Source organism: Embleya hyalina, from assembly GCF_003967355.1.
Classification (GTDB): domain Bacteria; phylum Actinomycetota; class Actinomycetes; order Streptomycetales; family Streptomycetaceae; genus Embleya; species Embleya hyalina.
In genome coordinates this window covers 1-21,913 of record NZ_BIFH01000060.1, presented here as the reverse complement: position 1 = coordinate 21,913, position 21,913 = coordinate 1, and the positions used below count along the sequence as shown (strand labels likewise).

The 21,913-nt window shown below is 70.7% G+C and carries 16 protein-coding genes; 10 read left to right on the top strand and 6 right to left on the bottom strand.

The window, feature by feature from the left end:
• Positions 1–101: 101 nt before the first annotated feature.
• The gene (locus EMA17_RS49335) at positions 102–329 is read right to left on the bottom strand and encodes a hypothetical protein (protein ID WP_126643750.1); all 228 of its coding nucleotides are present in this window, start codon (positions 327–329) and stop codon (positions 102–104) included.
• A 745-nt stretch (positions 330–1,074) separates the two neighbouring features.
• Here EMA17_RS49335 and EMA17_RS49330 point away from each other — a divergent pair.
• Positions 1,075–1,296 (top strand): hypothetical protein, encoded by a 222-nt coding sequence (locus tag EMA17_RS49330; RefSeq protein ID WP_126643749.1) that lies wholly within the window; start codon positions 1,075–1,077, stop codon positions 1,294–1,296.
• Positions 1,297–1,680: 384 nt separating this feature from the next.
• Here the strand turns inward: EMA17_RS49330 and EMA17_RS49325 are convergent, their stop codons facing one another.
• Positions 1,681–2,175 (bottom strand): hypothetical protein, encoded by a 495-nt coding sequence (locus tag EMA17_RS49325; RefSeq protein WP_126643748.1) that lies wholly within the window; start codon positions 2,173–2,175, stop codon positions 1,681–1,683.
• A 1,278-nt stretch (positions 2,176–3,453) separates the two neighbouring features.
• Here EMA17_RS49325 and EMA17_RS49320 point away from each other — a divergent pair.
• The 4 genes from EMA17_RS49320 to EMA17_RS49300 are packed head-to-tail and all read left to right on the top strand — an operon-like array spanning position 3,454 to position 13,352.
• Positions 3,454–6,009: a DUF6603 domain-containing protein gene (locus EMA17_RS49320; protein WP_126643747.1), complete on the top strand. Its 2,556-nt coding sequence runs from the start codon at positions 3,454–3,456 to the stop codon at positions 6,007–6,009.
• A 22-nt stretch (positions 6,010–6,031) separates the two neighbouring features.
• Complete coding sequence (locus EMA17_RS53105; protein ID WP_174861544.1) at positions 6,032–8,236, top strand: hypothetical protein; 2,205 nt, start codon at positions 6,032–6,034, stop codon at positions 8,234–8,236.
• A gap of 13 nt (positions 8,237–8,249) precedes the next feature.
• On the top strand, positions 8,250–11,708 hold the full coding sequence (locus tag EMA17_RS55055) for a hypothetical protein (protein ID WP_174861543.1): 3,459 nt from the start codon (positions 8,250–8,252) through the stop codon (positions 11,706–11,708).
• Between the two features lie 6 nt (positions 11,709–11,714).
• Positions 11,715–13,352, top strand: a complete 1,638-nt coding sequence (locus EMA17_RS49300) for a hypothetical protein (protein WP_126643745.1) — start codon at positions 11,715–11,717, stop codon at positions 13,350–13,352.
• Between the two features lie 287 nt (positions 13,353–13,639).
• Here the strand turns inward: EMA17_RS49300 and EMA17_RS49295 are convergent, their stop codons facing one another.
• Positions 13,640–13,918: a hypothetical protein gene (locus EMA17_RS49295; RefSeq protein ID WP_126643744.1), complete on the bottom strand. Its 279-nt coding sequence runs from the start codon at positions 13,916–13,918 to the stop codon at positions 13,640–13,642.
• A gap of 489 nt (positions 13,919–14,407) precedes the next feature.
• Here EMA17_RS49295 and EMA17_RS49290 point away from each other — a divergent pair, with 489 nt between their 5' ends.
• Positions 14,408–15,193, top strand: a complete 786-nt coding sequence (locus tag EMA17_RS49290; RefSeq protein ID WP_126643743.1) for a DUF6461 domain-containing protein — start codon at positions 14,408–14,410, stop codon at positions 15,191–15,193.
• A gap of 699 nt (positions 15,194–15,892) precedes the next feature.
• Here the strand turns inward: EMA17_RS49290 and EMA17_RS49285 are convergent.
• From EMA17_RS49285 to EMA17_RS55050, 3 genes are all read right to left on the bottom strand, one after another.
• Positions 15,893–16,594 carry a hypothetical protein gene (locus tag EMA17_RS49285; RefSeq protein WP_126643742.1) on the bottom strand — a complete coding sequence of 234 codons (702 nt, stop codon included), beginning with the start codon at positions 16,592–16,594 and terminating at the stop codon, positions 15,893–15,895.
• 96 nt (positions 16,595–16,690) lie between these two features.
• Positions 16,691–17,299: a DUF6461 domain-containing protein gene (locus tag EMA17_RS52440; RefSeq protein WP_160161866.1), complete on the bottom strand. Its 609-nt coding sequence runs from the start codon at positions 17,297–17,299 to the stop codon at positions 16,691–16,693.
• Positions 17,300–17,496: 197 nt separating this feature from the next.
• Complete coding sequence (locus EMA17_RS55050; protein WP_246127412.1) at positions 17,497–17,778, bottom strand: hypothetical protein; 282 nt, start codon at positions 17,776–17,778, stop codon at positions 17,497–17,499.
• Between the two features lie 632 nt (positions 17,779–18,410).
• Here EMA17_RS55050 and EMA17_RS49265 point away from each other — a divergent pair.
• The 4 genes from EMA17_RS49265 to EMA17_RS52435 all read left to right on the top strand — a co-directional run bounded on the left by EMA17_RS49265 (position 18,411) and on the right by EMA17_RS52435 (position 21,744).
• On the top strand, positions 18,411–18,818 hold the full coding sequence (locus tag EMA17_RS49265; RefSeq protein ID WP_126643739.1) for a hypothetical protein: 408 nt from the start codon (positions 18,411–18,413) through the stop codon (positions 18,816–18,818).
• Positions 18,819–19,144: 326 nt separating this feature from the next.
• Positions 19,145–19,699 carry a DUF2716 domain-containing protein gene (locus EMA17_RS49260; protein ID WP_246127411.1) on the top strand — a complete coding sequence of 185 codons (555 nt, stop codon included), beginning with the start codon at positions 19,145–19,147 and terminating at the stop codon, positions 19,697–19,699.
• A gap of 393 nt (positions 19,700–20,092) precedes the next feature.
• Positions 20,093–20,635, top strand: a complete 543-nt coding sequence (locus tag EMA17_RS49255; RefSeq protein WP_126643738.1) for a hypothetical protein — start codon at positions 20,093–20,095, stop codon at positions 20,633–20,635.
• Between the two features lie 956 nt (positions 20,636–21,591).
• Positions 21,592–21,744 (top strand): hypothetical protein, encoded by a 153-nt coding sequence (locus EMA17_RS52435; protein ID WP_160161865.1) that lies wholly within the window; start codon positions 21,592–21,594, stop codon positions 21,742–21,744.
• The last annotated feature ends 169 nt before the right edge of the window (positions 21,745–21,913 follow it).

Sequence of the window (21,913 nt, the reverse complement as noted above, 5' to 3'; positions counted from 1 at the left end):
CGACGGTGTGCCACGACACCTACCACGGGACCGACCCGACACACGTCGGACCACTGCCGCCACCACCCGAAGGAACCAACACGACGAAGCGTCGACGACACTCACCACCGACAGCGGATGGTGCCGACGGTCTCGGCAACCGCCGCATCACGATTGCCGGACACAACCGTCCACTGGACGACCTCACCCACCACGCGATCGTGGAATGGCTCGATCATCGGCGAACCCGCCGGCCGAACACCGCGAACCCACACCTGCTGATCACCCCAAAGACCGCCGTCGAACTCGGCCCCGTCGGGGCTCTCGGCAACCGAAGCCACCCGCAACATGGCCGCGACCCTCGAACGCCTCCGCGTCGACCGCCAACTCGAAGGGCCCTGACCCACGGCCTCGAACCCCTCCAACTCGCCCTCGTCTTCGGCATCGACGAGAAAACCGCCATCCGCTACGCGGCCACGGCACGGGGCCTCCTGGAAACCGGTGCCCAATCGCAGGCGGTCGTGCAAGCATCCACGAATGATCAACGCCGAGGACCCGAGCGGCCGCCGGCTCCTGCGGGTCACGACGTCCCGGCACCACTACCCGGACACCGAACCGTCCCTCCTGCACATGTGGTTGCACCTGGACGAACCCCACGATCACTACGACCTGGACGAGTACCGCCACGTCACCGTGGAGGACGATCCTCCGGACTTCCCCATGAGCCGTTCTGGATCGGCGCATCGTCTCCGTCCGGCCGATTCGGTATCGGGACGCGGACATCGACTACGTTGCCGGCGCCACCCTGCGATTCGAGAGCGGCGACATCCGCGTCCTCGCCGTCGCGGCCGAGGCACCCGACGCCGACGGGCCGCGTCAACTCGACCTGCTCACGATCGTCGATTTCGCGCCCGCCGAACCCGCCGGCATCGACGAGGCGGACCGCGAGGAGCGGGACCAGGCCCTGGTCGGCGATGGCGCCGCGCTGGCGTTGTTCGCCATCGATCCGGACGGTTGGACCACCTCCGACCTGCGGCGGGTGACAGAAGAGCGTTCCGTTCGCCGGTCGATCGCCGGATGTCTACCGTGGAAGGCATGTCGGACAGCGGAGCCCAGGGCCTCGTCTGCTGCGTGGCGGCAGCCGCGATCCCCGTCTTGGTCATTCCCCTGATCGGTGTGGTCGTCCTGATCGTCCAGTGGATCGCGACCGGACACTGGTCCTGGACCTTCCAGGGGTTCGGCCGAGGTGAGCCCGGAAGGGGCAGTGAGACGATCTTGAAGCCCTGGGACTGGCCGGCGACGTCGACGGACGGGTGATCGGCGAACACCACCGCCGGACTCCACCCGCCGTCGGTGGTGCACATCGCCCGCCACGGGTTCCGGTCGTCTTCCTGTTGCTCGGCCTGGTCTGTCACACGCTCTCCTTCGAATGGGCCGGGCACGCAGCCGCAGGACGGTGCGGGCAGGCCAGGAATTCAGCGCAACGTGTTCCAGGGTCCGGGTCGGAGCGGGCCATCCGTTCGCACGTGTGAGGGGCGGCACGCGCACGAAGACCTCGCCGCGACCCGGACGTGTCGACCCGCTACCCCGGCCGCGTTCACGCGAAGCCTCTGATGGCCCGTCCGGGTCCCCGGGCGCCGCGGTCGTGGCCTGACGTCCGTGGATCGGGGGCGAGGAACGCCCGCCGGCCGGTGACCTCGCTCAGGAGAAGACGTCGGCCTCGTACTTGGCGCTGTGCTCCCAGGTGCCGGCGGGGAAGCTGGACTGCCAGGTGCCCAGCCGGATGTGCAGCTTCTCGTGCCTGGTCAGTCTGCCGGTGACGTGGATGGCCTTCGACTCGGAGGTGCCCACGCCGCTGCAGCCGACCTCTTCGGAGTCCTTCCAGGACTGGCTCGCCCCGCCGTGCTGGATCCACGCCGTCGTACGCGAGGTCGCCTCGCAGTTCACGCTCAGGTACCCGCCGATCGCGTAGGAGCCGTCGCCCGTCCACGTGACCTCGCCCTGGAACGACCCGCGTGAATACCCTCGCTGCACGTAGAAGCCGATGGGGTCGCGCCCCTCCTGGACGGACGACGCAACCCGCGCCGACGTGCCCGCGGACGCGGGTGCCGCGGTGGCGGCCGGGACCCCGCTCGCCACCGCGGCCAGGATGGTCAGGGCGACCGACGACGCCCTGCCGAACACACGAAACCTCATGGAGTACCGTCATCCTCTCGTCGGGAGCCCCGGCCGCGCGGCGCCGCCGGCACCTCGTCCACCGGCAGCCGACATCTCTGCGGCGAGGCCGTATCGCGATCACTCATCCGGGGTGTGACTTCTCCGCCCCCGGTCCGCCTCATGCGCCGCCGGGCCGGGATTCGCCCTTTCGGGGATGCCTCGGGAATGGATTCGACGGCCGGGACCGCGAGGAGCGGGACCAGGCCTCGTCCGTGATAGCGCCGCCTCGGGGTTGTTCGCCATCGATCCGGACGGTTGGACCGCCTCCGACCTGCGGCTGGTGTCCGTTACCACCGTCACGCCCCCGCACGCGCCGCCGTGCGCCACTGTCGGCGCCTCGAGGTGGCGGCGCACACTGGTGGGCGACGATCGGCCCGACCCGGAGGGGGCGCGCATCATGGCCGAGCACGGCGACCCTGTACTGATCACCCACATCGGCGGCGAGCTGGTGGAACTCCCGGGCAGCCTGTGCGGAATCAGGGCCGGCCTGCCGGACGACGCCGCGCATGCCGCGGCGCGCTTCGATGCGATGCCGTCGTCGCCTTCTCGCCCGAAGGAGACCTGCTCTCGGCCGAGGCGGACTCGGTCGTGTAGGTCAAGTGCATCGACAGCTGGGACGAAGGCGACTGCTGGGGTGGACGTCTTCGCGTCGAATCCGACCGCAACAAGGACAGGTGGATCGATTCATCCGACGATGGGTCAGAGCGGTGAGCAGCAGGGCCGACCCCGTCTGGTTCGTCGACAAGGGCGGCTGCCACGAGCTGTGGCAGGGCGGGAACAAGAATCGTCCCTGATCGACTCGGACGGCGAGCTGTGATTCGCCGCCGGCATGACGCCGGGTCGCTTCACTATCAAGGACTGACGGCAGCGGGCGGGACGTGCCGGCGTGCCGGCACACGAGCATGCTCGCCCACGCCGCCCGTGCCACATCCGTCGCCGATGCCGCGCGCGGCGCAGTCGTCGACGGACGGGATCGGGTCGGCGAAGGGCCGCGCCTCGCCGTGGGCTTCGTGTCGTTCCCGGCGGCGGCCGCGCGGATGTCGCACGGGCGTTCCAGAGGAGCCGGGAGCCTTCCAGCTCGATGGATGAGAACACGTCATTACATGATGCAATCGGGCCAGTCATCATTTGTGTGATTGCTTACTTCTTGTCCGTGACGTCAAGTTGTTGAGCGACGCCGGGGAGTGACTGTCGCAGTCCTGTCGTACTGCTTCCGGCGCCGAACCCTTCGTCGCGATTTCAAGGTGGGTGACGGCTGTGGCGATACAGGTCCAGACCTTGCGGAAGCTGTTCGACGACACACGGCCCGGGGGAGTTCTCGACGTCGCGCCGGAACTCCTCGGCGCGGACGCGGCTCTCGTCTTCCCCGGGGGCGTGCTGCACATCGAAGGCGTCGTGTGCGATGCGAAGGAGTTGCGCGCGGCCGGTCGGGCGGTCACCACGGCCGCCGACGGACCCCTGCCGGTACGGGTCGACTTCGGCCGGGACGGCGAACACGTTTCCGGTGTCAGGGCGTTCGTGGACCTGGGTGGCACCGTCGGCCTGGTTCTGGTCGACGGAGTGCCGAGCGGTGACGGGCCGCGGCCCGGCGCCTGGTTGGTGACGGGTGATCGGGTCCTGCCGTTGGCCGCGCCCCCGCGGTGCGAGCCCGACACCGATCCGGAGCGCCGCGACGGGCTCGGCCGACCGCTGCCGCCCCGGCGGCTCCGCACCGCCGAGGAACGACGACGCGAACCGCGGGCGTTGGTGACCTCGCGCGGCATCGTCGTCCCCCGGGCCGCGGCCGTGCGCCGCAAGGGCGTCACCGTGCTCGACTCGCCGATGGTCCGCGGTTGGTCCCCGCCCGAACCGCCACCCGGCGCCAACGGCATCAGCATCAACCTCGAACGCCGCACGTTCCGTCTCGTCGGCGCGCTGACCGCGCTTCCCGCCACCCCGCCGTACAAGACCACCATCGCCGGCCTGCTCATCGTCGGCGTCGGAACGTACACCGGCACCGCGATGGGCGCGTACGTCGTGCCCGACAGCGGCACCGACCCCTCGATGTTCGTGTACGCCGCGCTCAGCGGTGACCCGCTGCTCGGCTACCCGCCCCTCGAACTCAACGGTGTCTCGGCCGGATTCGGCTGGAACAGCAAGGTCCGCGTCCCCGCCGCCGAGGCGCTCGCGACCTTCCCGTTCCTCCAGGCCCTCGACGACCCCGGCTCGATCGGCCACGACGAGGAGGCCACCGATCCCCTCGACATCCTCGCCACCCTCGTCGGCAGCGGGAGCCTCGCCTGGGTCCAACCCTCCGAAGGCAACATCTGGATCGCCGCCGGCTTCGCCTTCAGCGTCTTCGAACTCATCAAGGGCCGCGCCATGGCCATCGTCCAGTTCGGCGACGACCTCGTCATCAGCCTCCTGGGCGCGGGCGGCGCGGAACTGCCCACCAAGAGCACCAAGAAGATCGCCCGGGTGGAAATCGGCGTCGAGGCCACCATCCGCCCCTCCTCCGGCGAACTCAGCCTCGGCGTCGGCCTCACCGAGAACACCTTCGTCATCGACCCGGACTGCAAGGTCCGCGGCGGCATCGGGCTCAAGGTGTGGTTCGGCGCCAATCCCAACGCCGGCGACTTCGCGTTCATCCTCGGCCGCATCCCCGCCGGGCGCGAGCTCCCCGTCCGCTATCCCCGGGGCGCCGAGGCCGCGCTCACCTGGGCCCTGGGCTCCACCGTCACCGTCTCCGGCAGCGCCTACGCCGGACTGACCCCCAAGTCCCTGATGGCCGGCGGCGCCCTGGAACTCGTCTTCGAGTCAGGCATGTTGCGTGCCTGGCTCATCGCCAGGATCGACGCCTTCCTGCAATGGAAGCCGTTCTACTTCGATGTCGGTATCAGCGTCCGCGTCGGAGTGTCCGCCACGATCCCGATCTGGTTCGTCCGGATCAGGATCTCCATCGAGGTCGGCGTCAGCGTACGAGCCTGGGGGCCGCCGGTCGGCGGCGAGGCCACCGTCCACCTGTGGTTCATCTCCTTCACCATCGGCTTCGGCCGAAAGCGCGACGACACCCCGCCACCGCTGGGCTGGTTCGGCTTCCAGGGCACCCTGCCCGTACCCCAGCACATGGTCCGCTCCACCGCCGGCGCCGGCCTCATCGGCGAAACCCCCGCAGGCACCACCCGCAGCGGACGCAAACCGTGGATCGTGGACAACGCCGGCTTCCGATTCACCGCCGACACCCAGGTACCGGTCAGCAAGGTCTACCTCAGCAGGACGGGAACCGAAGACGTCGTCGGCGGCCCACCGATCGACATCCTGCCCATGGCGCTGAAGGACCGGCAGAGCGAACTGCGCGTGTGGGTCACCTTCAACGGCGACGACACCTACGACCTCATGGAGTGGGGACGCGGCATCCTCCGCGGACCGGTCCCACGTGCCCGCTGGGGAGACAGCGGCGACGGCGGCGAACTCATCCCCGAACAGGTCATCGGCGTCGAACTCGCCTCACCACCGGTCGACAACGGCACCGACACCGGCTTCATCGACGAGGAGGGCATCTCCTTCGACCCGGTCACCCCGCCCGGAATCCAGCCCCTCGATCCCGCCGCCACCCCCGTCGGCCCGGTACCGCGGCGGCCCTCCCGGAGCGTGGTCGACATCCTCGCCACCGGGGTGAACACCCCCGCCGTCAAGGACCGCCGCAACGCCCTCGTGGACGCCGCCGGGAACCTCGGCCTCTTCGACCGCGGCCCCGTCGATACCGACCTGACCGCCTACGCGTCCGCCGCCGGCACCGCCTTCACCGCCGACCCGATGCTCATCCCGGCCTGAGCCGCTCTTCAGGAGGACCACCGTGACCACCGCACCCCAGGCCGGGGCTTCCGACCCACCGCGCCCGGCCACCGCCCACCGCACCCGCTTCTTCGACCACCGCATCCCCTCGCTCCACGCGGGCCGCTACGAGATCCACAACGGGCAACTGCTCCGCGACACCGACGGCGCCGACCGGCCGCTCGACGGCACACCCCAGCCCTTCGACGTCATCCAACCCCGCTTCGCCATCGCCCCCACCGCCGTCAACGCCCGCTACCCGGTGCCCGACGCCGTCGGCACGTACAGCGAGGTCCTGCCGCACATCAACCTCGACACCCCCGAACTCCCGTGGGCCCGGCCGCTCGGCGACCTCGGCGAACACGACGAGAGCATCCCGTGGATGGCCCTGTTCGTCTTCCGCCCCGGCGAACTCGACGAAGACCTGGAGGCGGTCGGCGCCGTCACCGTCGACACGGTACGCAAACTGCTCGCCGGGGAACACGGCCCCGGCCGCCCGCCGGACATCGACCCGAAAAGCCTGCGCCCCGACGAGTGCGACGAGAACTGCGTCAGCATCCACGTCCCCGCCGCCCTGTTCGACCGCGTCAAGCCGCTGCCGACCGAAATGGCCTACCTCGCCCATGTCCGGGAGGGCGGCAAACCCGACGCCACACGCGCCGGTAGCAGCCCGGAACCCGACATCGACCAGCTCAACGCCGTCGTCGTCGCCAACCGATTCCCCGACGCCCGAGGCGGCCTGCACGTCTGCCACCTCGTCAGCCTCGAAGGCCACGACGACGCCCTCACCGAACCCGCCGCCGAGGAAGGTGTGCGGCTGGTCTCCCTCACCTCCTGGACCTTCGAGACCCGACCCGACGACGGCACCGGCTTCGGTGACATGGTGCAACGACTCGCCACGACCGACGGCGTCACGCCACGCCGGGACCTGCGCCTGCGCGTCCCCGTCACCGAGCCCGCGAATGTGACGGAGCCCCAGCGCGAAGCGCTCGACCGCGTCGCGGGCGGCGCCACCACCCTCCCGCAGCGCCTGCCCACCGGCGAACGCACGATCGCCTTCCACCGCGGACCCTTCACCGCCCTCAAACCCCAGCCGCTGCCCGACCCCGGCGAGGGCCGGGTACGCCTGGACTCCTCCGGCGAAGCACTCGTCTACCTGGAGAAGTACGGCGTCTTCGACACCTCGTACGCCGCCGCGTTCACCACCGGACGCACACTCGCCCTCGCCGACGCCGACTACCGGAAGGCCCTGCTGGAGTTCCGCAAAGCCGCCCGGTTCGCGGTACGCCGCCTCGCCTCCCATCCGCGTCTGGTCGGGCGTGCCGTCTCGGCCCGGCAGCTCACCGCACCGCTCGCGATCGAATCCTTCGACCGCATGCTCCTGGACGACGACGGTGCCCGGCTCGGCCGCGCCGTCCGCGAAGCCCCCGCCGCGATGCGCGCCGGTCGCCGTCGCACGACGACGCGGGCCCGGCGCACGACCGGCGACATCGGGACACTGCTGGCCGACACCTCCGTGCGGTCCCTCGTCCGCGAAGCGGCCGGCGACGAGTTCGAGGGCGTACGGGCCTGGCTCGATCGGCTGCGCCTGCTGGAGATCGCGACCTTCGACAACCTCGTCCCGGACACCCGGATGCTGCCCCAGGAGAGCATCCGCTTCTTCCACGTCGATCCGGAGTGGATCCGCGCCGCCGTCGACGGAGCCCTGAGCGTCGGCGTCGGCCACGCCCTCGACGCCGATCTCAACAGCCTCGCCGTGGACGGCGGGCCGGTCCCGGAGTGCGGCGTGCTCGTGCGGTCGTCGCTGATCCCCGGCTGGCCGACCACCATCTTCACCGGGCTGCGCGCCGAGGTCGACGTCGAGCCGCTGCGAACGGCCGACTACGGCACCGACGTTCGACTCGTGCTGTACCCGCGGGTGATCGACCGCTTCGAGATCGCCGAACCCCCGCGCGGCATCTGCTTCGGCGTCGGCAACGTCGGCACCATCGAACTCCGCGAGATCGACGGCCCCCGGATCGGATACCCGATGGGCGAGTTCCCGGCGGATGCCGACTTCGGCGCATACCTTCGCGACCGGGAAACGGGGGTGCTCAACATCGGCGGCTCCGGCACGGCCCTGCTCGACGGTCTCGACACCGCGCACGGCGGCGTCCGGCTGACCTCGGCCCAGTTCGCCCTGCAGATGATCCAGGCACCGCAGGTCCAGTCCTTCACCCGCCTGTGAAAGGAGGCCCGAGATGTCCGCGGACACCACCCTGGTCGTTCCCGTCGAGGTGGCGGCACTCGCCGTCAACCGGCAGACCCGCGACACCGGCGACGATCACGTCATCCAGCGCTGGAACACGAATTTCCGAGGTGTCGCCCAGGGCAACCCGCCCGAACCCGCTCCTTTCATGGGCCTGGAGCAGTGGCGCGGAGACGAAGACCGGCTCGGCGTCTACCTCCAGTGGGAACTGCCCGCCGCCCTCACCCGCGGCCGGCACGACGAGGACGAGGGCGTAGGCGACTTCCCGCTCGTCCCCAACCGCTGGCTGGTGGTGCGGCACGAGGACGGCACCTCCAACGTCAGGGCGTGGATCGTCGAGAGCGACTACCTCGACCCCACCAACGGCACGGTCTCCTTCCAGACCCCGGACACCGAGCACCCCGAAGCCACAAAGATCGGCAAGTGCCACGATCTGACCGAAGCCTGGCGCGAACCCGACGACCGGCACACCCCGTTCCTCACGGCGATCGGCCCCGGGCTGCCGACCTTCTCCGTCTTCCAGCCGTACAACACGAACGTCTTCTCCATGCACGACACACTGACCGGCGTCGAACCCGTCGAACGGCTCGGCTACTTCGTCGCCGGCTGGTACGCCCAGCCCGACAGCGACATCCTCGCCGGAACCGAGGACCTCTCGAAGCTGCTCGACGATCTCGGCTGGACGGCGCCGCCCGGATCCGGCAGCGGTATCCGCAGGTCCGTCTACTCCGGCACCGTCCTCGGCCTCGACTGGCAGATCGACGGCGGAGTACCGCGGTCGAAGTGCCCGCACCGCCGCGACGTCACCGCGACCGTCGCCAACAGCGTGATGGAGGCCGTGGGGGAGGCGGGGACGTCCGCCGAGGGTGTGCTCTCCGTCGAAGAGGCCGAACTCTTCCGGGCGTTCCTGCTCGGCGGAACCGAGGCGCTGGCCGAACGGGACCTCCCCGAAGCGGACATCCTCACCGACCGCCGCGCCCACGACATCGGCTTCGGCCCCGTCCCCGGCGGCTACCACTGGTTCATCGGCGCCCGCGACGCCATCGAACCCGACGCCCCCTCCGCACCCGCCGGACGGACCTTCCTCGTTCGGGACGAGGAGGAGAACACCCTGCTCCGGCAACTCAACGAACTCCAGGCCCGGGCGGACGGGCGCGAACGCGAACTCCGCGCCGCCCGTGAACGCCTCTACCAGCTGTGGTGGCTCACCCAACGCGAGGACCAGCCGGACATCTTCCACGAAGGCATCGAGGACGCACTGGCACAGGCCAAGGCGGAGGTCGATCGGCTCTCCGCGGATACCGCCCGCGACTCCCGGCTGCCGACCGGCAGGACCGCCGACCAACTCGCCGCCGACATCGAACGCAAGTACCCGCAGTACAAGGCCCGTTCGGCCCGAACCCTGATCCGCGCGCCCCGCCAGGACTTCGAATACAGCGCCGATCCGGTCCTCGCCCTCGAAGGCGCCAACCTGCACGCCCCACTGGTCCGTAAGGAATCCCTGCCCTGCCGCACGCCGGATCGCCTGGTCACCGCGGCATCCGGAGTGACGGGCAGTCAGGTCGCCCCGCTGGTCGCGAAGGTGACCTTCACCAACCTCCCGCCCTGCTTCCCGGCCCTCGCCACCGAGTTCTTCATCCTCGACAAGGCGCTGAAGACCGGCAACTACACCAACGTCATCGGCACGATGCCCACCTTCGGCACCAGTGAGTGGGAGATGCCCTGGCAGCCGCTGTTCCTCATGTGGAAGGCGGAATACTTCCCGCTGCCCTTCCACGACGAGGGCGGCGACCACTGGGAGTTCATCGAACGCTCCCGCTACCGCTGGAAGGGCTGGCCCGAGGAAGGCCCCCCGCAGGAGATCACCACCATCACCGCCTCCGGCCGACAGATGCTCGCCCCCACCGCCGGGCACGTCCTGGAAGGCGAGATCGCCATTCACGCACGCCGCCGCGACGGCCTGATCCCGGCCGAAACCCTGCGCAGGCTACGATCCGACGCCAAGGAGACCAACGTCCTGTCGCAGGTCCTCGACGGCTTCGGGGCGGCGATCGCGCAACGACAGCCGGCCGGCGCCATTCAACCGCCTCCGGACGTCGCCGCCCTGCTGGGCGACGGCGACTTCGCGCCGCCCGACCCCGGCGGCGCACCGGCCGACGATTGGGATCCGTGGCCCCCGTCGCGGTTCCAGGAACTGCGGGCCGGACAGATGGCCTTCCTCGACCTGTCGGTCGTGGACCGGTTCGGCCGGGCCGTCGACCTGATCGGCGATGCGCTGCACTTCCGGCCGGAGATCGTCCGCACGATGGAACCCGAGTATTTCGCCCAGGAACAGGACGCCGACCGACTGATCGAACTCGGCCCCAGACTGCTCCAACCGGCCCGGCTGCGCTTCGACTTCCTGTCCGCGGACGGCGACGAGGACGTCGAACTCGCCCCCGGAAACAACCCCGTCTGCGCGTGGCTGGTGCACAACCGGCTCGACAAGTCGCTGGTGGTGTACGAACCGACCGGACTGGTTCTCGGCGAACTGCGCGTGACGCTCGACTCCCGGTCGACCAGGGAGGTCTCCTGGTCCGTGCTCCCCGGATCGAACATCACCGACTTCGAACAACTCCGGACGGTCTCGGCACACGCCTACGACCTTCTCGAGCCCGTCAAGACCAGGGGGCCCGAGGCGTTCGACGCCTTCCGGGCCACCGTGGACAAGGCCCTGCACACCATCGACCCGGAAGGCCCCGCCGATCCCGGCCTGGGCTTTCTGCTGGGTCGCCCGCTGGCCCTGGTCCGGACCCGACTGGAGATGGAGGCCCACGGCCCGCCGGCCTCCGACGTCAGCTGGCGGATGCTGTTCGAGGAGACCGTACGCGAACTGCCCTCCTACCCCTGGGTGGTACGCATGGGCGAGGCGGACCAGACCGACGACGGCGTCGTCGGCTACGTCACCGACGGCGATTACGAGCACTTCGACACCGTCGTCGACCCGGTGGCCGGCGCCGGCGACTACCTGCGCCCCATCGGTGACGTGCCCGCGCTGTGGCTGAACTTCGGCGACCGCAACACGACCGTGCTCACCCTCCTGGTCGACCCGCGCGCCGCCGCCCACGCCACCACGGACATTCTCGCGACCAAGAAGGTCCTCGTCCCGCAGGAGTTCACCGACGCCGCCCTCGCACGTATGTCGGTGAACTTCCGCACCGGCGACCTCCTCGCCGCAAGCGTGAACCTGTACGGCCCGTCCCGGGAACCGCAGGAAACCGTCCTGATGCCCGTGCCCGCGACCGTGCTGGGCGAGTGGTCCTGGACCGAGAACCGCCGCGGAGTGTGGGAGAAGCTCGCCATCCAGCCACAGGACGCGACCGACCTGCCGCTCGCCGACCCGGAGATCAGGTCCGGGTTCCTGACCCTGGACAACGCGGCGGCGCACACCCGTTCCAACGAAGGGAGCTGACGAGACATGGGTCTGGTCACACAGAGTTTCACCGTCGTGTCCGCAGACGAACCGCTCCTGTCGTACGACCTGACGACCGCCCCGGACCCGGTGGAGGCATCACCGGAGAACCCGCAGATGCCGCCGGAGACCTGCGAACTGATCATCGTGGCGTCGCGGCGCAGTGGCACGGCGGCCGACGTGGCGTCGATCAAGGTGAAGATCCCGGCCGGCACGGCCGCCCCCGACCTCGCGCTCGATCTGAGCAGGGCGGTGGCGTCCATCAGCCTGTCCGGGTGGTCGGTGGCACTGAACTCGTCCACGGAGGAGTTCGTGTTCACGCCGGTGGCGGAGTACGAGACGATCGGCCCGGACACCTCGATCACCATCCGGATCTCGGAGCTTCCGGTGAGCCGGAAGGTCGGCAGTTGTCCGGTGACGGTGACCGAGCGCTCGCGCACGGGCAACAGTGCCTTCCGCAACCGTGAACTGGTGTTCAGCGTGGGCAAGTTTCCGCCCGGCTTCTACATGCGGAACCTCATGTGTGACCCCTTGGTGATCGACAACGGTGGCGACGTCACCCTGACGTGGGAGCGCTCGGCGAACGCGGCCTATGAACTGCTGTACGGGCGCACGTGCCTGCCCGTCACCAACGTGTCCACCCGGAAGATCACGAACGTCACGTCCGACACGACGTTCTACCTGCGGGGCACCGTGGGTCAGGCCCCGGACCAGGTGGTGCGGATCCTGGCCGCCCAGGTGACGGTCGTCAAGCCGGACCTGGAGGTCGGGAATCTCGTCGTCCACGGCACGACCACCGCCAAGGGCGACGTCACGGTGGACAAGGACAGGACGCTGTATGCGCGCACCATGATGGGGCTGGGGCAGAATCCGACGATCGACGTCGGCGGACACCTCAACCTGTCGTCGTCGGACCGGACGACCACCGTCAAGGGGCCTTTGGTGGTGGAGGGCACCACAACGGCGAAGGACGACGTCTCCGTCACCGAAGGCGGTTCGATCGTGCGGATCAGGGACCTGCGAGGACCGTCCGCCGTAGCCTTGACGATCAACAGCAACACGAACGTGTTGCCGGGCAACGACGTCACGATCGCCGGCAACCTCACGGTGTCCGGCACCAGCCTGCTCAACGGCAACGTGACCGTGGCCACGGGCAAGCAGTTGTCCGCGGCGAAGATCGTGGCGGGCGCCGACGGCCTCACGGTCGGGGGACCATTCGCCGCGACCGTGTCCACCATGGACATCGTCGGCCCCGCGCAGGTCTTCCCGCTGACGTTCGGCCGGACCCTGGCGTTCACCGCGCCGACGGCGGGCCTGGCGATCGGCGAGGTCCACACCACCGGCAACTCCCGGAACTCCATCGTCAAACTCTCCGGAAACGGGACCAACGTCAGAGCCTCCGCAATGCGTATCGACGGTCGTACGGCCGCCAACGTGGCGGTGTTGCCGATTCGCAAGGGCGCCTCGTGCAGCGTCTACTTCGGGATGGAGGGCGGCGACAGCGGACCCGAATTCAGGGCCGCCTGGCTCGTCTGGGTGCCGTTCGGCAAGGGTGGCATCACGCCGTCCTCGGTCGCGGGCGACGTGGACCCGCCGGACTCCGAACCCGAGGAGACCCCGGAGAAGTCCGCCTCGCCCGCCTGACGGAGCGGCCCCGCCGCCCACCGGGACGACAAGACCGGCTACGACGGGCCGATCCTCAAGCACGGTACGTACGCCGACGCCCCGGCCGACCGCGTCGGCTGACCTTCCGCCGATCCGAGCCCCGGCACGCCTTCCGGCCGCCGGGGCTCGCCCGTACAGGCAGGGTGAGGTGTGAGAACCCGACCCGTCGGGCGGCCGCGCCGCGCTTGTCCCCACGGCCACCCGGGCCCGCCAGGGGCGGCCGAAACCGTACCGGGCGCACGGCACGGCGCCCGGTACGGGAGCCGTCAGGGGACGATGAGGGTGAAGGGCTGGTCCTGCGCGACGCCGTCGGTGCCGGTGGTCACGCGAACGGAGTTCGCCGGACAGACTCCGCCGGTGCGCCCGACGTAGATCCCGCTCTTCCAGTCCGCCGCGCTGTCCAGCGTCGCGATCGGCACGGAGCGAGCCACGTCGACGGTCTTCTTCAGCGTGACGCAGTAGCGTCCGGCTCCGTCCTTGCCGACCGATTCGACAGAGCCGGCCTTGCGGGTGACGGTGCCGGTCCTGTCGACCGAGACCGTCACCTGGGCGTGGGGGGTTGACGGTGTCGGTCGAGTCGGCTGCCACGGCGACACCGACGAACACGGCGCCGGCGGCCGTGACTCCGGCGGCGGCAAGGGCAAGCTTGTTGCGCATGCGCACGGGGAACCCCCTCCAGGGTTCGACCATTGAGCCGCAACCATCGGCTCTTCTTCGCGGGCACTTGCCCACCAACCGATGGGTGGTGGGCATGTCTCATGAGACATCGCGAAGTCTGGAGAAGGACGGGATCCGAAGGATGCTCGTCCCCGAGTCCGACGGAGCGGTGTGGTCGGTGACTTCGCCCCGTCCGCACCCCCGGTGCCGTACCCGCCGGCGTGGGTGATGCCGTGTTCGACGTTGTTTCGCGACCGCGGGGGCCCGGAAGTCGCGCCCGATGTCGCCCGGCGGGACGTGCCTGTCGTGGGGCGGGGGCGGGCCGTTCTCGGGGGAGTCGGCTCCCTGGTGTCGGTGGTCGTTGGGAGGGTGTGCGCATGAGTGCGGCGACCGCGGCCGACTACGGCTGGATACGTTCCTCGTTCGTGTTCCCCCAGGGGATCGAGGTCGGGTACTGCCTGATGCTGGTGCGGGGTGTCCCACCCGAGAAGGTGTTGCGGGTGATGGGTGCCGAGCCGCGCGGGGGGTGTCGGGGCGCGGTGGAACTCTTCGAGCGCCAGGAGGAGCTTTTCGCCGGATCCGACGAGTGGGACGAGTCCTTCCTCGCCGGTGTGTGCGCTGTGCCGGGCGAGGGCGGGGACTGGGCCCTGGTCCTGCACTTCGACGGGGGCATCGGCATGCGGCCGCGGTTCCTGGAGGTCCTGTCGGCGGGGTCGCGCGCGGTCACGCACGCGAGCAACGGGGGGAAGCCCATCCACACGTTCGCATGGTACGAGGACGGCGAACTGCGAACCGGTTTCGACTGGCCCACGCTCCGCCACGGGAGCACCCCCGACGATCTGGTGCCGCTGATGCACGAGGCCGGGTTCGACATGGGCGAGGAGTCCGACGCCGACACCTACGACCGCAAGGCCGCGGTCCTGGCACTGGCCGTACGGCTGACCGGCGTGCGGCTGACCGAGGACCTGCTGGACACCTCCGCGTACCGGCTGGGGCATGTCCCGGAGGAACCCGCCGACGAGGATGGGACCGGCGTCGTGATCGATTTCACCGACGCGAACGGTGACGGCTTCCACAAGGAAGTGATCCGCGAGCATGTCGAGCACGCGTTGCAGCACCACCGGACGCAGCGTGGCCGGCCCCTCCGCCGGGACGAAACATAGGAAGCAAACCGGACGCGTCGCGCGAGAGGCCCCGCGATGCGTGTGAGGGGCCCGCCAGGCGACCGGGCGGCGGGTCGGGGCACCGCACGGTTCGCCCCTCCTCGCGCGGAGGGGCACCCGCGACGAGTGCGGTGCCGTCGGGTCAGGGGGGCGCCCCGTGGAGCGGGGACGTCCTGCCGGGCGCGGTCGATCTCGACGCCGTTCCCGTGGTCCGGGTCGACCTGCTCGACCGGAACGCGCCGGCGAGCGACGTGAGGATCGGCGCATCCCATGGGACGTACGTCGAGGTCTTCGTCGCCGCGAACAGCACGAACCTCGCCGTGGTGGCGCCGGGGCGGATGCCGGACGAGCACGGTTGTCGCGATCTCCCGGGCACCCCGGGGCACGGCCGCGGCCAATCGTGTCGGGCACGACAGCGTGTGCGCACCGACAACAATCGTGTCGCCCGTATCGACACCGTTCGTTTCCCCAGCGGCAAGGGGATCCTGGTCCACGTCACGGTCTGGCCGCTCCCGGGCCGAGGCATGGTGTCGTCGGAAGTCCTCGCCCTCGGCGACGGCCCAGGGGGTCAGCGCATCCCGCGCCGTCGGCGGCGTCGTGGCCCGGGCCGGGTGATCCGCGGCGGCCCCGGGAGGCGGCCCGCCGGGATGGTCACGAAGCTCCGGCGCGGAAGCGCCCGCGGGGAGAGGCCGTCGCGGGTCACGGGCGGTTGCCGCCTGCGCAGGTGGCGGGTGGTTGGGGGAGCATCGGGGTGTGCGGCGGGATGGGCTTCGGCCTGGTGCGTTCGGTCCGGTAGTGGATCGTCGCGGATGCGCGGACGACGAACGGGTGTTCGGTGTAGGCGTGTTGCCATCGCACGGGCTCGGCGTCCGGGCTGCTCCCGCTCCCTGCGAGCGGGCCGTATTGCTCGCCCGCCCCGGGCGGTGGCGTCGGGTCCGGGGGGCGCAGGTCCGGAACCGGTTGTGGCCGCGCCCAGGTCGCCGTGTCCGGCGTCAGTCCGAGCCTGCGCGCCTCGCGCTCGAACGCGGTCGTCGACGTCGTGGGATCGTCCGTACCGTAGAAGTACACGACCGTGGACGTGCATGTCACGCCCGTCATGCCCGCCCGCGGCTTCATCCGGGGCGTGGTGTCGCGCCAGCACCGGTCGAAGACGAAACGCTCGAACTCCGCACCCGCCGGCCGGCCGAAGACCCGGAAGGGCACCTCCACCTCGACCCGCGCAAGCCGTTCCTCCGCGCGATGCCTCTCGTGCTCCTCCCTCTCGTCCGCCGCGAACTGCCGCTGACACGCGTACAGCCCGCCGAGGAAGGTCACGACCGCCAGGGTGATCACGGCCAGGACGAACCGGCCGAGCCACAACAGGCAACCACCCATCGGCCGCGTATCCGGACGCGAAGACATGCCCCCATCGTCGCCCGCAACCACGCCCGCATCGCCGGTCGTTGCGCACTCGCAACCCACCCCGCCGCGCACATCCGCTCAGTGCGCCACGGGGGTTCAGTACATCGCTGCGAGGAGTTCGCCGAACTCGACGTCCCGGCGGGGCAGTGTGGTGCCGAACTCGGTGTGCATCATGCGGTGGAGGAGTCGTTGCCGTGCGTCGATGCCGAGGTCGGGTTGGGTTCCGTCGGGGAGCAGCAGGCCCGCGCGGGTCAGGTGAGGAACCAGCCGATCCGGGTCGGAGCCCCAGCGGTCCCGGGGCCGGTCGAACCCGCACACCACGTTCCCGGACTGCGCGTAGTGGAACATCGTGAGCGCGTTGATGTTCTCGAAGGTGCTCAGGGCCACCGTGCCGGCCGACACTGCGGCGAGGATGTCGCGGTGTGTACCGCGGCTGCCGGCGTCCTCGACGGCGAAGGCCCACCCGTCGGCCTCGCCGCCCCGGATCACCCTCTCCCTGTCCGCGACCGCGGCGTGGCCGAACTCCTCGGCGACGTCCTCGATCCAGTGGTTCGCGTCGATCACGCTCTTGCGGGCCGTGCGCGACATATCGCAGCCCATGCGCCGCAGCAGCTCCGTCGCCGACAGCCCGCGTGCGAAGGTCACGCAGTACCCGAACTCGGTGAAGTAGGAGTCCTGCAGCCACTCGACAGTGTCGCCATCCACGGCTCGACTCCTTCAAATATTCCGACCGTCGCGGGACTCGGCAGGCTACCCGGGCGACCCGACACGACCCCGCTCCCTCCTCCCGGCGGCCGGGGCGCACGATGTCCGCGGCCGGGAACGGCACGCCGTGTCGGGCGAATTCCCTTCCGCGCCCGGCCCGCCTCGACCGGTACCCGCCGCAGGACTCCGCGTGCGCTTCAGGAGAAGCTGTCCCATTCGTCGGCGGGGATGCGGCTCTGCGTCGAGTCCGCGCATCGGGGTGCCCATTCCCGGGCGACGAGGACCGGCCGGGTCAGGACGCGGTCCCCGGCGCGTTGGACACGCATCACGACGCCGAGGTCGGGCGCGCACAGGTTCGCCTCCAGGGAGAACACCGCTTGAAGGCCGTGTGCGGCGAGATGCCCGAACAACGCGTCCTCCAGGAGGGACGGCACCCGGCCCACCAGCGGGATCCCGTCGAGGTTCACCTGTGGGCCCATCCGCGCGTCGATCGCGATCGCGGCCAGGCCGACCCCCCCGGTCGTAGTACAGGTGCACCCCGGCTCCCCCGCCGTAGTGGACGGGCCACATGTCGGCCCGCGACACCCACCCGGTGCCGTCCTCAAGCGATCCGATGGTCTCCAGGACCCCGTCGAGCGCGGCCGCCGCCCGCTCGTGGGTCATGCCGAACCTCAGCGGGCCCACGTGCTCGAACGGCGTGAACGACCACACCGCGCGCCGCGACTCCTCCACCACGTCCCACACACCCGCCACGTCGAACCCCCGCCGCTCGTCCGTCGATCCCGCAGCGCGCGACCGATGCGCGCCGCCCGTCGGGGAGGCTACGGGCACGGGGCGACAACCCGGCCCGCGTACCCCACCCCGCCGCGGACCCAGCTGGAGGACTGACGGGGCCGCGGCGCGTTCGGTGATGGGGCGGGCGGCGTGGACGGCTCGGTCGATGTTCGTGGGCACCTGTAGGTTCGGTGATCGTGTTCAAGGGTTGGTGGCATGTGCTGGCGGACGAAGAGCGGCGGGCGTGGGTGCCGGCGCCGTTCGTGGGTGTGGGGCCGCTGCGCTTCGGCATGACCCCCGACGAGGTGGCGGGCGCGATGAGCGAGGTCACCGCGGAATGCGAGCGGTACAGGCGTGGTTGTCCGCCGGGCGCGAGCGTCCACACGGTCGAGGAGGGGGGTATCGGGAGTTCGGTCTGCGCCTGTACCACCGGGGCGAGCGTCTCGCGGGCGTCGCGGTCGACGCCCTGTGCGGACCACAGGTCCTCGCGGACGGCACGGCGCCGGTCGGCCGCGTGCCCTCCGCCATCGAGCAATGGATGCTCGACCGTGCCGAGACCCGCCCGCCGTACACCGAACTCGCGTACGTGAGCGCGGGTGTTCCCTCCTGCGAGTCGTTGGGCGTGACGATCAACGTGCAACGGGAGGGCGACCGCCTCCTCACCCGGCCGATCTTCCACCCAGCCGAGGCACTCGACGACCTTCCCCACCGGCTGCCGCCGCAGGCCTGGGCGATCCACGACTGAGGGCCGTGCGCTCCGTGCGCGAGAACCGACGGACGGTCCCCACACGCGCGGCACCGCCGTCCCGGGGGGCGTGGACACTCGTCCGCCATACGCGGTGATGGCGCGTCCGCCCCACGGCGAACGCGCCCTTCCCCAGCCGCGACACCTCGAACCCGACCCGCGCCACCCGGGCACCCGGCCCGCGAAGGGCACACGCCCGGACGTCGAAGTCCCGGGATACCGACGCCGGCGCCCGCCGATGGCGCTTGTGCCCCGTGTGGCCCCGGCGGGGGAGGGATGACCGCAGAGGCGTCGGCGGGCGGGCCGTGTGACGATAGGTTCGCCGGGTGACGGTCGAACGCCTGCGCCTCCTGTCCGGCCCCGAATACACCGATGTCTGGGACCGTTTCGACGCCCGCTTCGCCTTCAGACCCAGCGTGTGCGAGTTTCCCGGGATCACGGAGCCCTCGCCGTCGATCACGTGGAGCCTGGACGCCTTGCGCGACGACCCCGGCGATCGGAATCTCGACCGTCTGGTGGACGTCGTCCAGGACGGGCTCGCCACCCGTTGCGGGCCGGGGGAGTCGCTGTGGCTCCTGGACTGGCAACACACCTGCCACCGGCTGCGCCCGGACGTCCCGGAGACCGACATGTTCCTGCCGCGCGTCCTCGAAGGACGCTCGCGCGAGGGCTGGCCGTTCGGCCCGTACCCCGACGGGGACTACCACGTCTTCCTCGCGGAGGACCTGCGATTCGGCACCTTCGGGCACCCCTGGGAACACACCTTCTGCGTATTCGGCGCGGAACTCCTGAACGAGATCGAACAGGACGTGCACCACATCCTGGGACGACCCCTGCGCCGGGACGGGGTACCCGCCGATCGACCCGCCCCGCGGCGGTGACGCGTGCTCGTGCCGTTCGTTCGGCCGCCCGGCCTGCGGCGCGTCGGCCGATGCCGTCGTTGGTGGGCGCGGGCACCGGCCCCGGATCCGGGGCGAGGGTCGCGTCGGCGGTGTGCCGGGATCGGTGTCGCGGCACCCGGTGAAGTCGTCGGCGCGGGCGCGGGCGGTGGTCTCCGTCCCGGGCGCCGACACCCGGTTCGACAGCGCCCGCCGTTCCCCGGAGGGAGCCCCGGAGTGTGGATGGTCGTGGCCGCCTTGACGCGTTCGGTGGCCTCGGACCGCCCCGAGCGGTTGCCGGGGCGCGGGGGTGGTCGTGGGGTCCACCCGTGTCTCCACCCGTTGTTCCACCCGTGGGTCCAGGTGCGGATAAGGCGGCGGCGACAGTGTGAGGACATGACAAACGCCGACTGGATCACCGACATCGTCCTCGTCCTCGTCGTCTTCCGGCAGCTGCGGGAAGGGCGGCTGGACCGCAAGACGTTCCTCGTCCCGCTGGGCATCGTGGCGTTCGTGGGATTCAAGTACCTCGACTCGATTCCCACGGCCGGCAACGACCTGGTGCTGATCGGCACGCTAATGGCGATCGGCGCGGCGCTCGGCGTGGCCGGTGGCGTCTTCACCCGGATCCGTTCCGCGGGCGGGCATCTGCTGATCAAGGCCGGTGCGATCTCGGCGGTGTTGTGGGTGCTGGGCATGGGCGCGCGGATGGGCTTCCAGGTGTGGGTCGACCACGGTGGTGCCGACCACGTCGTGCGCTTCAGCCTCGCGCACGACATCACCTCCGGGCAGGCGTGGGTGGCGGCGTTCGTGTTGATGGCGCTCACCGAGGTCGTCACGCGGGTGGCCACGATCCTCGTGCGGAGCCGGATGGTGGCCTCCGGCCGGCCGGTGACCGCGGCGGCGCGTCCGGTGTCGTCCCTCGAGCACGCGGCCTGACCGCGGGATGCGGCCTCGCCGTTCCCGTCGCCGAGGGTGTTCCCGTTCCCGGGCCGGCCCAGGGGACGGGAGCCCGGCGCGCGGGGGACGGCCCGCCGCGATCCTCGGGTCCGGTGGGCCGTGGGCCCGGGCATCGTCGTCCCGGGACTCCCCGGACCGCGCGCCGAGCCCGACGATCCCGGTCGCCCGCGCGGTGTGCCACCCCGGCCCCGCCGATGGAGAACCCGCGCGTTGCACGGGCCGAGGCGCCGTGAGGAACACGCCGTGCGGGGATTGACGCCCCCGGTGCCCTGACGCGATCTCGAGGCGTCGGTCGGGTCCCGTGTCGGGTGGCGGGCCCGACGGTCGCGGGATTGCCGTGGTCATCGTGGCGTCGGGGAGTGCCATGCGAATCCGGGGGAGGGGCCGCCGTGGTAGTAGATGTTGGAGCGGTAGACGGGCGTGTCGTTCGGGTCCGGTGCGTGGGGCCCGTCGTGGTCGGAGCAGCCTGCCGGGAGGAACGCGGCGGCTGCCACGGCCGGGGCGACCGTGCGCAATCGAGTCGTTCCGCGACGCTACCCGCCCGCGGGCGGCGTCCGCCGGGATATCGGTGCCCCCGCCTCGGGCGAACCGCGGACGTCCGTGCGTGCCGTGCCAACACCGGACGTCGGTCCGACCGGCGGCCTCCCACGCCCGGTACGGCGCGAGCGCGTCCTCGACGAGAGTCCGCGCGGCGGGTCCGGTGCCGTGGCCGGCGCTCGCCCGGACGACGGCCACGCTACGGGTGACCTCGTCGAACAGGCCGATCTCGCAGGCCGATTGTCGGGGTCGGTTCCTGTCGTGCGGCGCATGGACACCGACGAACACGACCGGCGGGAAAGCCTTTTGCACCAGCGGCGCGTCCACGCGCGGGATGATGTCCCTGGCCTTGTACACGCTCACCCGGTCTCGATCATCGACCCGCGACGATCGATCACGTGCTGACCGCCATTGCCGTGAACTTCGAACGCCTCGGCGACCGGCCTGCGGACGAGGACACCTCACCGCCGAGACCACCGACCGCGTTCCAGATCTTCCCGGACCAGAACGACATCCCCCGACCGAAGCCCTGGAGGGACCTCGGTACTTGAACCTGACTACCCAAGATCCCCGACTGCGAGGATGGGGCAGCACCGCTCAGAGTCAAGCTGAGGCGTTGGCGACATGGCCTATTTCCAGCGGGTCGGCCGTCCGCAGTAGAACTCGTACTTGGCCGTCATCCGGTGCATCAACGTGTTTTGTTCCGCGGAGCGGTCGCCC

Excerpts from the sequence above, each read along its gene's own strand:
- EMA17_RS49335 (WP_126643750.1), bottom strand. The coding sequence starts at position 329 with ATGTTGCGGGTGGCTTCGGTTGCCGAGAGCCCCGACGGGGCCGAGTTC.
- EMA17_RS49330 (WP_126643749.1), top strand. The coding sequence starts at position 1,075 with ATGTCGGACAGCGGAGCCCAGGGCCTCGTCTGCTGCGTGGCGGCAGCC.
- EMA17_RS49325 (WP_126643748.1), bottom strand. The coding sequence starts at position 2,175 with ATGAGGTTTCGTGTGTTCGGCAGGGCGTCGTCGGTCGCCCTGACCATC.
- EMA17_RS55055 (WP_174861543.1), top strand. The coding sequence starts at position 8,250 with ATGTCCGCGGACACCACCCTGGTCGTTCCCGTCGAGGTGGCGGCACTC.
- EMA17_RS49300 (WP_126643745.1), top strand. The coding sequence starts at position 11,715 with ATGGGTCTGGTCACACAGAGTTTCACCGTCGTGTCCGCAGACGAACCG.
- EMA17_RS49290 (WP_126643743.1), top strand. The coding sequence starts at position 14,408 with ATGAGTGCGGCGACCGCGGCCGACTACGGCTGGATACGTTCCTCGTTC.
- EMA17_RS49285 (WP_126643742.1), bottom strand. The coding sequence starts at position 16,594 with ATGTCTTCGCGTCCGGATACGCGGCCGATGGGTGGTTGCCTGTTGTGG.
- EMA17_RS55050 (WP_246127412.1), bottom strand. The coding sequence starts at position 17,778 with ATGGGCCCACAGGTGAACCTCGACGGGATCCCGCTGGTGGGCCGGGTG.
- EMA17_RS49265 (WP_126643739.1), top strand. The coding sequence starts at position 18,411 with ATGCGAGCGGTACAGGCGTGGTTGTCCGCCGGGCGCGAGCGTCCACAC.
- EMA17_RS49255 (WP_126643738.1), top strand. The coding sequence starts at position 20,093 with ATGACAAACGCCGACTGGATCACCGACATCGTCCTCGTCCTCGTCGTC.